Origin of the sequence: Streptomyces sp. NPDC005899 (assembly GCF_040629645.1) — a bacterium.
Classification (GTDB): Bacteria; Actinomycetota; Actinomycetes; order Streptomycetales; family Streptomycetaceae; genus Streptomyces.
In genome coordinates this window covers 1-7304 of sequence record NZ_JBEXWB010000323.1, presented here as the reverse complement: position 1 = coordinate 7304, position 7304 = coordinate 1, and the positions used below count along the sequence as shown (strand labels likewise).

General features: G+C 73.3%; 9 protein-coding genes. 4 read left to right on the top strand and 5 right to left on the bottom strand.

What is annotated here, in order from left to right:
• Positions 1-160 precede the first annotated feature (160 nt).
• The gene (locus ABZ371_RS26435; protein WP_003966491.1) at positions 161-328 is read right to left on the bottom strand and encodes a DUF3117 domain-containing protein; all 168 of its coding nucleotides are present in this window, start codon (positions 326-328) and stop codon (positions 161-163) included.
• Between the two features lie 314 nt (positions 329-642).
• Between ABZ371_RS26435 and ABZ371_RS26430 the strand changes: the two genes are divergently transcribed.
• Positions 643-1452: an enoyl-CoA hydratase-related protein gene (locus ABZ371_RS26430; protein WP_358684007.1), complete on the top strand. Its 810-nt coding sequence runs from the start codon at positions 643-645 to the stop codon at positions 1450-1452.
• Between the two features lie 24 nt (positions 1453-1476).
• Here the strand turns inward: ABZ371_RS26430 and ABZ371_RS26425 are convergent, their stop codons facing one another.
• Positions 1477-2058: a DNA-3-methyladenine glycosylase I gene (locus ABZ371_RS26425; protein WP_358684005.1), complete on the bottom strand. Its 582-nt coding sequence runs from the start codon at positions 2056-2058 to the stop codon at positions 1477-1479.
• Positions 2055-2447, bottom strand: coding sequence for a cell division protein DivIVA (locus tag ABZ371_RS26420; RefSeq protein WP_358684003.1), 393 nt, complete (start codon positions 2445-2447; stop codon positions 2055-2057). The genes ABZ371_RS26425 and ABZ371_RS26420 overlap by 4 nt, the downstream gene beginning before the upstream one ends.
• Positions 2448-2597: 150 nt before the next feature.
• Between ABZ371_RS26420 and folP the strand changes: the two genes are divergently transcribed.
• Positions 2598-3470, top strand: a complete 873-nt coding sequence (gene folP / locus ABZ371_RS26415; RefSeq protein ID WP_358684001.1) for a dihydropteroate synthase — start codon at positions 2598-2600, stop codon at positions 3468-3470.
• 180 nt (positions 3471-3650) lie between these two features.
• Here the strand turns inward: folP and ABZ371_RS26410 are convergent, their stop codons facing one another.
• Positions 3651-4436, bottom strand: a complete 786-nt coding sequence (locus ABZ371_RS26410) for a TIGR00730 family Rossman fold protein (protein ID WP_358683999.1) — start codon at positions 4434-4436, stop codon at positions 3651-3653.
• Between the two features lie 85 nt (positions 4437-4521).
• Positions 4522-5601 (bottom strand): succinyl-diaminopimelate desuccinylase, encoded by a 1080-nt coding sequence (dapE, locus tag ABZ371_RS26405; RefSeq protein ID WP_358683997.1) that lies wholly within the window; start codon positions 5599-5601, stop codon positions 4522-4524.
• Between the two features lie 61 nt (positions 5602-5662).
• Between dapE and ABZ371_RS26400 the strand changes: the two genes are divergently transcribed.
• Together ABZ371_RS26400 and ABZ371_RS26395 are read left to right on the top strand one after the other, a co-directional pair.
• Positions 5663-6568, top strand: coding sequence for a hypothetical protein (locus ABZ371_RS26400; RefSeq protein ID WP_358683995.1), 906 nt, complete (start codon positions 5663-5665; stop codon positions 6566-6568).
• Between the two features lie 309 nt (positions 6569-6877).
• Entirely contained in the window at positions 6878-7252 is a 375-nt protein-coding gene (locus ABZ371_RS26395; protein WP_358683993.1) for an ATP-binding protein, read from the top strand.
• The last annotated feature ends 52 nt before the right edge of the window (positions 7253-7304 follow it).

Genomic DNA, 7304 nt, shown 5'->3' with positions numbered 1-7304 from the left:
GGCCGCGGCTCACGCCGGAGGCCGAGCACCCGCCCGCCCGCACGCGGCGCGGACCGGACCACCCACCCGCACGCGGTGGAAGCCCGCCCGGCTCCCGGCGCACCACTGCCCCGGCACGGATCGCGTGCCGGGGCAGTGGTGAAGTGTGGGCGCCTACGCCTCAGCCGACGACCTTCTTCAAGGCGTCACCGAGGGCATCGGCCTCGTCCGGAGTCAGCTCGACGACAAGCCGACCGCCGCCTTCGAGCGGAACGCGCATGACAATGCCCCGCCCCTCCTTTGTCACCTCGAGCGGGCCGTCGCCCGTCCGCGGCTTCATGGCCGCCATGCTCGTTCCCCTTCCTGAAACCAGCTCATCGCAACCGGCGGCTCCATGACAGGCGCTGCCTCACCGGCGTCGAACACAATGCTTCCTCCGCATTATCCCGCATCGAAGACCCCGATGACCAACATCGGTCGGCATCGCTTGAGCAACGCGCTCAGCCAAAACCACCCAATTCGGCGATCCGGCTGCGATACTGCGCCACCTTCGCCCCTCAGCCGAGAGCCAATCGTTAGACGCAGGTCACATACACCGCCCCGCCGGTGTCGGCCATGCTTGCGTGGACAGGCACACTGCCGGAGCCGTAAGGAGACCCCGCGATGGCCGACCAGGCCGACACCGTGCTCACCGACGTGAGCGACGGGCTCGCGACGATCACGATCAACCGTCCCGACGCGATGAACGCCATGAACACCGCGGCCAAGGTCGCGCTGCGCGACGCGCTGCTGGCCGTCGCGGACGACACCGCCGTACGGGCGGTTCTGCTGACCGCGACCGGGCGCGCCTTCTGCGTGGGCCAGGACCTCAGGGAACACGTCTCCACGCTCGCCGAGTCGCGCGGCACGGAGGGCGCCAACGCCCTGAGCACCGTGCGCGAGCACTACAACCCGATCGTCCGGGCGATCACCGAAATGGAGAAGCCCGTGGTCGCGGGCGTCAACGGGGTCGCGGCGGGTGCCGGTTTCGGGTTCGCGCTCGCCGCCGACTACCGCGTGGTGGCCGACACCGCGGCCTTCAACACGTCCTTCGCGGGTGTGGCACTGACCGCCGACTCGGGCGTCTCCTGGACGCTCCCCCGCCTCATCGGGGCGAGCCGCGCCGCCGACCTGCTGCTCTTCCCGCGTTCCATCACGGCGCAGGAGGCGTACGAGCTGGGCATCGCGAACAAGGTCGTGCCGGCCGCCGAGCTGGCCGGGGAGGCGCTGAAGGTGGCCCGCGCCCTGGCGGAGGGGCCGACGGTGGCCTACGCGGCGCTCAAGGCCTCCGTGGCCTACGGCGCGGGGCACACGCTGGCCGAGTCGCTGGAGAAGGAGGACGAGCTCCAGACCCGGGCGGGGGCCTCGCAGGACCACACGATCGCGGTCGAGGCATTCCTCGCCAAGCAGCCGCCGAAGTACCTCGGCAGGTAGCGGCGGCGCTTCCCGGGGCAGCGGTCACCCACCGCCCCGGGCCACGCAGTCGGCCAGGTGGTCGTCGACCAGGCCGCAGGCCTGCATCAGGGCGTACGCGGTCGTGGGGCCGACGAACCGGATGGACCGCCTCTTAAGCTCCTTGGCCAGCGCGGTCGACTCCGCCGTGACGGCGGGGACGTCCGCGAGGGAGCGCGGAGCGGGGCGGGTGGCCGGGTCGGGGGCGTACGACCAGACGAGTGCGTCCAGCTCTCCTTCGGCCCAGCCGGCCAGCACCTCGGCGTTGGCCAGCGTCGCGTCGATCTTGGCGCGGTTGCGGATGATGCCGGTGTCGGCGAGCAGCCGCTCCCTGTCGGCGTCGGTGAACCCGGCCACCTCGGAGATCCTGAAGCCGGCGAAAGCACTGCGGAAGCCCTCGCGGCGGCGGAGGATCGTCAGCCACGAGAGCCCGGACTGGAAGGCCTCCAGGCAGAGCCGCTCGAAGAGGGCGTCGTCGCCGTGGACGGGGCGGCCCCACTCGGTGTCGTGGTAGGCGAGGTAGTCCTCCGTGGACAGGCCCCAGGGGCAGCGCGGCCGGCCGTCCGGCGCGGGCCGGGAGCCGCTCATCGCCCGTCTCCCGCGCCCGGCCCGGTGTCCTCACCGGTGAGGGGCCGGTCCGGCCGCTTGAGCAGGTCGGGACCGCTCGTGGCGGTCGCGTGCGCCCCGGCGAGGGCGGACTCCAGCTCGGCGATGCGGGCGTCCCGCTCGGCGAGCTCGGCACCGAGCCTGCCCAGCGCCTCGTCCACGTCCGTCATGCGGTAGCCCCTCGCCGCCATGGGCAGGCGCAGGGCTTCGATGTCGGCCCGGCCGACCGGGCGGTCCGCCGGCAGCGGGTCGGTGAGCCGCTCGGGCTCGACGTCCTGCAGCACGGCGCTTCCGCCTCCGCCGACCACCGCCAGTGTGACCGCGGCCACCACGACGGCCATCGTGAGCAGCAAGAACCAGAACACGTGCATCTCCCCGGAAGCGGAAACCTGTCCGGTCAGATCGTGCCATGCGCCACCGACAGCCAGGGTCGTTCGCTCGGGTCCCGCCCGACCGCGGCGGGCCCGGCCGATCCGTGGACGGCCTAAGGTCGCAGGCGACCTACCTAGGAGGAACAGGAAATGCCAAGCGGGGCGCTCAGGCTGGGGCAACGGGAGTTCGGACCGCACGAACCGGTGATCATGGCCATCGTGAACCGGACCCCCGACTCCTTCTACGACCAGGGAGCGACGTTCCACGACGAGCCCGCGCTCTCCAGGGTCGACGAGGCCGTCGCGGAGGGCGCCGCGATCATCGACATAGGCGGTGTGAAGGCCGGCCCCGGCGAGGAGGTCTCGGCCCGGGAGGAGGCCCGCCGGACGGTCGGCTTCGTCGCGGAGGTGCGCCGCCGCCACCCGGACGTGGTGATCAGCGTCGACACCTGGCGGCACGACGTGGGCGAAGCCGTCTGCGAGGCCGGCGCGGACGTGCTGAACGACGCGTGGGGCGGCGTGGACCCGAAGCTCGCGGAGGTCGCCGCGCGGTACGGGGCGGGGCTCGTGTGCACGCACGCGGGCGGCGCGCAGCCGCGCACCCGGCCGCACCGGGTGGCGTACGACGACGTGATGGCGGACATCCTGCGGGTGACCGTGGGTCTCGCCGAGCGGGCCGTGGCGCTCGGGGTCAGGCCTGACGGGATCATGATCGATCCCGGTCACGACTTCGGGAAGAACACGCGGCACTCACTGGAGGCGACGCGCCGGCTCGGCGAGATGACGGCCACGGGCTGGCCGGTGCTGGTCTCGCTGTCCAACAAGGACTTCGTCGGGGAGTCGCTGGACCGGCCCGTGAAGGAACGGGTGATCGGGACGCTGGCGACGACGGCCGTCTCGGCGTGGCTGGGGGCACAGGTGTACCGGGTGCACGAGGTGGCGGAGACCCGGCAGGTCCTGGACATGGTGGCCTCCATCGCGGGCCGCCGGGCCCCCGCGGTGGCCCGGCGGGGACTGGCGTAGTTCCGGGTCCACGCGGGCTCGCGGAACGCCGTGCGAGAGCGCGGGAGGCGGCGCACGGGCCCGGGGCGCGGGAAGGGACCCGAAGCACGGGAGCGGGCACCGGGCACCGCGACCCACGAAGCACGGGGCGCAGGGACTCCGCCCCGCGCTCCCGCCTCCGTACCCCCGCCCCGCGCGGTCCTAGCGGCCGACCTCCTTCGTGACGAGACGGACCGCCTCGTCCACGTCGTCCGTCACGTGGAAGAGCAGCAGGTCCGTCTCGGACGCCTTGCCGCCCGCGACCACCGTGTCCCGCAGCCAGTCCACCAGGCCGCTCCAGTACGCCGAGCCGAACAGCACGATCGGGAAGCGCGTCACCTTGCCGGTCTGCACCAGCGTGAGCGCCTCGAAGAGCTCGTCCAGTGTGCCCAGGCCGCCGGGCAGGACGACGAAGCCCTGGGCGTACTTGACGAACATCGTCTTGCGCACGAAGAAGTAGCGGAAGTTCACGCCGATGTCGACATGTGGATTCAGCCCGGACTCGAACGGCAGCTCGATGCCGAGGCCGACGGAGACGCCCTTGGCCTCTCTGGCCCCCTTGTTCGCCGCCTCCATGGCCCCGGGGCCACCGCCCGTGATGACGGCGAACCCCGCCTCGACCAGCGCCCGTCCGATGCGCACGCCCGCCTCGTACTCCGGCCCGTCGGCCGGTGTCCGCGCGGAGCCGAAGACGCTGATGGCGCTCGGCAGTTCGGCCAGCGCACCGAAGCCCTCCACGAACTCCGACTGGATGCGCATGACCCGCCACGGGTCGGTGTGTACCCACTCGGAGTCACCCTCGGAGTCCAGCAGCCGCTGATCGGTCGTGCCCGGCTGCACCTGGTCCCTGCGGCGCAGAACCGGGCCCGTCCGCTGCTCCTCGGGCGGTACCGCGCCCTCGGGGACCTGCGCGCCCTCGGGGATCCGTGCGTCCTCCGGGTTGCCCATGACCTGCTCCCTCCGCCGACCTGCGATGTGCGTGTGTCGCCTCAGCGTAGATCCGCGGAGGTTACGCGCAGGGGAATGCCGTGGGTCAACTGGTCAGCCACGAGCGCAGGCGCTCCTCGCAGTGCGTGATCCGGTCGGTGGAGACGTGCTCGTCACGCTTGTGCGCGAAGAGCGGGTCGCCGGGGCCGTAGTTGACCGCGGGGATGCCGAGCGCGCCGAACCGGGAGACGTCCGTCCACCCGAACTTGGGGCGTGCCGTCCCGCCGACCGCATCCATGAACGCCTTGGCCGCGGGGTGCGAGAGGCCGGGCATCGCCGCGCCGGAGTGGTCGTCGACCGTGAACCCGGCGACACCGCAGCCCTCGAAGACCTCCCGCACGTGTGCCTCGGCCTGTTCGGGCGTGCGGTCGGGGGCGTAGCGGTAGTTCACCACCACGGTGCAGACGTCCGGGATGACGTTGGTGGCGACACCGCCCTCGATGCCCACGGCGTTGAGCCCCTCGCGGTACTCCAGGCCGTCGACGACCGGGCGGCGCGGCTCGTAGGCGGCCAGCCGGGCCAGCACCGGCGCGGCGGCGTGGACCGCGTTGGACCCCATCCAGCCGCGCGCGGAGTGCGCCCGCTCGCCCTCCAGCCGGAGGTGGACCCGGAGGGTGCCCTGGCAGCCGCCCTCCACCTCCCCGTCGGACGGCTCCAGGAGGACGGCGAAGTCCCCGTGCAGCCAGTCCGGGTGGGCCTCGGCGACGTGACCGAGGCCGTTGAGGTGGGCGGCGACCTCTTCGTTGTCGTAGAAGATGAAGGTCAGGTCGCGGTTGGGCTCCGGCACCGTCGCGGCGATCCGCAGCTGCACGGCGACGCCCGACTTCATGTCGGAGGTGCCGCACCCCCAGAGCACGCCGTCCTCGTCGAGCCTCGACGGCACGTTGCCGGCGATCGGGACGGTGTCGATGTGGCCCGCCAGCACCACGCGCTCGGCGCGGCCCAGCGCCGTCCTGGCGACGACGTTGTTGCCGTACCGGTCGACGGTCAGATGCGGCAGGGGGCGCAGGGCGGCCTCGATGGCGTCGGCGAGGTCCTTCTCCTGCCCGCTGACCGACGGGAAGTCGACGAGCCGGGCGGTGAGCTCCGGGCCGTCCAAAGCCAGGTCGAGCGTGTGTCCGTACATGGACACGAGCCTAAGCGACTTGGGCCTCGGCCCCGGTCCTACCCTCCAGTACGGTGGCTTCGTGCCCCGGACCGCTTCTTCCACCCCCCGCGGCCGCGCCGTCCGTGCCGCGGCCGCCTTCGCCGTGCTCGTGGCCCTGGCCGGCTACGTGGCCGCCCAGTACGTCACCGGCCACCAGGGTTCGCCCCGCTGCACCGTGCGCGCCTCCGGCGGCGGCGACGGGCGGACGTACGAGATGAGCCCCGAGCAGGCAGCCAACGCCGCGACGATCTCCGCCGTGGGCACCACCCGCGGCATGCCCGAGCGCGCGGTGACGATCGCCCTGGCGACCGCGCTGCAGGAGTCCGCGCTGCGCAACATCGAGCACGGTGACAGGGACTCGCTCGGGCTCTTCCAGCAGCGTCCCTCGCAGGGCTGGGGCACGCCCGCGGAGATCCTCGACCCGGTCCACGCGTCCGGCGAGTTCTACCGGCACCTGGCCGAGGTCCCGGGCTACTCGCGGCTCCCGCTGACGGTCGCGGCGCAGCGGGTGCAGAAGAGCGGGTTCCCGCAGGCGTACGCCAAGCACGAGCCGGACGCCACGCTGCTGTCCGCCGCGCTGACGGGCCGCGCCCCGGCCACCCTGACCTGCTCGCCGCCGACGGCGACCGCCGCCGGTCCGGGTGACGCGGCCGAGGTGCGGGCCGACCTGGTGCGCGCCTTCGGCAGGGGCGTGCTCCCGGCCACCGGCACGGCGGGGGCCGCGTCCGCGGGCACGGTCTCGGTGCCGGTGCCCGCCACCACCGAGGCCGGCGGCGGGGCCTCCCGGCGCGGCTGGGAGCTCGCCCACTGGGCGGTCGCCCGGGCGAGCACGCTGCGGATCGACAGGGTCTCCTACGCCGGGCGGGTGTGGACCCCCGACACGGGCTGGCGGACGGAACGCAAGGATTCGGGCACCACGACGGTCCGCATGCGGCTCGCTCAGTAGTACGAGGCATCAGCCGTACGAGCACTGCGGACGCTCGCCCGCGACCACCCCGACCGCCGCTCCCGCGCCCTGCGCGGAACTGACCACTTCCCTTGGCGTACAAGGGAAGTGACGGTTCGTCGCGCCGCCGCCCCGGCCACCGCCCACCGGGCCGCCCCTCGTGCGGATTATCCGACGCATTGCCCAGTCTTTACCTCGGGGCCCCGCAACCTTCCCCTCCCCCGGACCGGTTGTTCAGTGCGTCCGATCACCGGACGGGCAGATCCACCGTCTGCCGAGACCCGTTGGAAGTCCCGTCGAAGGAGCATCATGTCCCTCCCCCTGACCCGCCGGATCGCCCGTGCCGCGCTGTTGATCGCCGCAGGCGCGGCCCCCGTGGTCGGTGCGGCCGGTGCCGCGGGTGCCGCCGGGCTCCCGCAGACCCCCGCCCTCGGCGGCCTTACCTCGCTCGACGGCGCCGGCCTCAGCGGCACCCTGGACTCCGCCTCGAAGCAGGGTGCCGACGTGGCGAACGAGACCGGCGGCAAGGTCGTCGGCACCACCCTCCCGGCGGCCGGGAAGACCGCGGGCACTGCCGTCCGGAAGGCCGGCACCGTGGCGGACGGCGAGCTGGCGAGCGACACCCTGGCCACCGACGGACTGCCCACCCAGGGCCTGCCGACGGGCGGCCTGCCGATCGGCTGATCCACCGGCGCCCGCGCCACCGCGCCGAGGGGCCCGGGGAGTGCGCACTCCC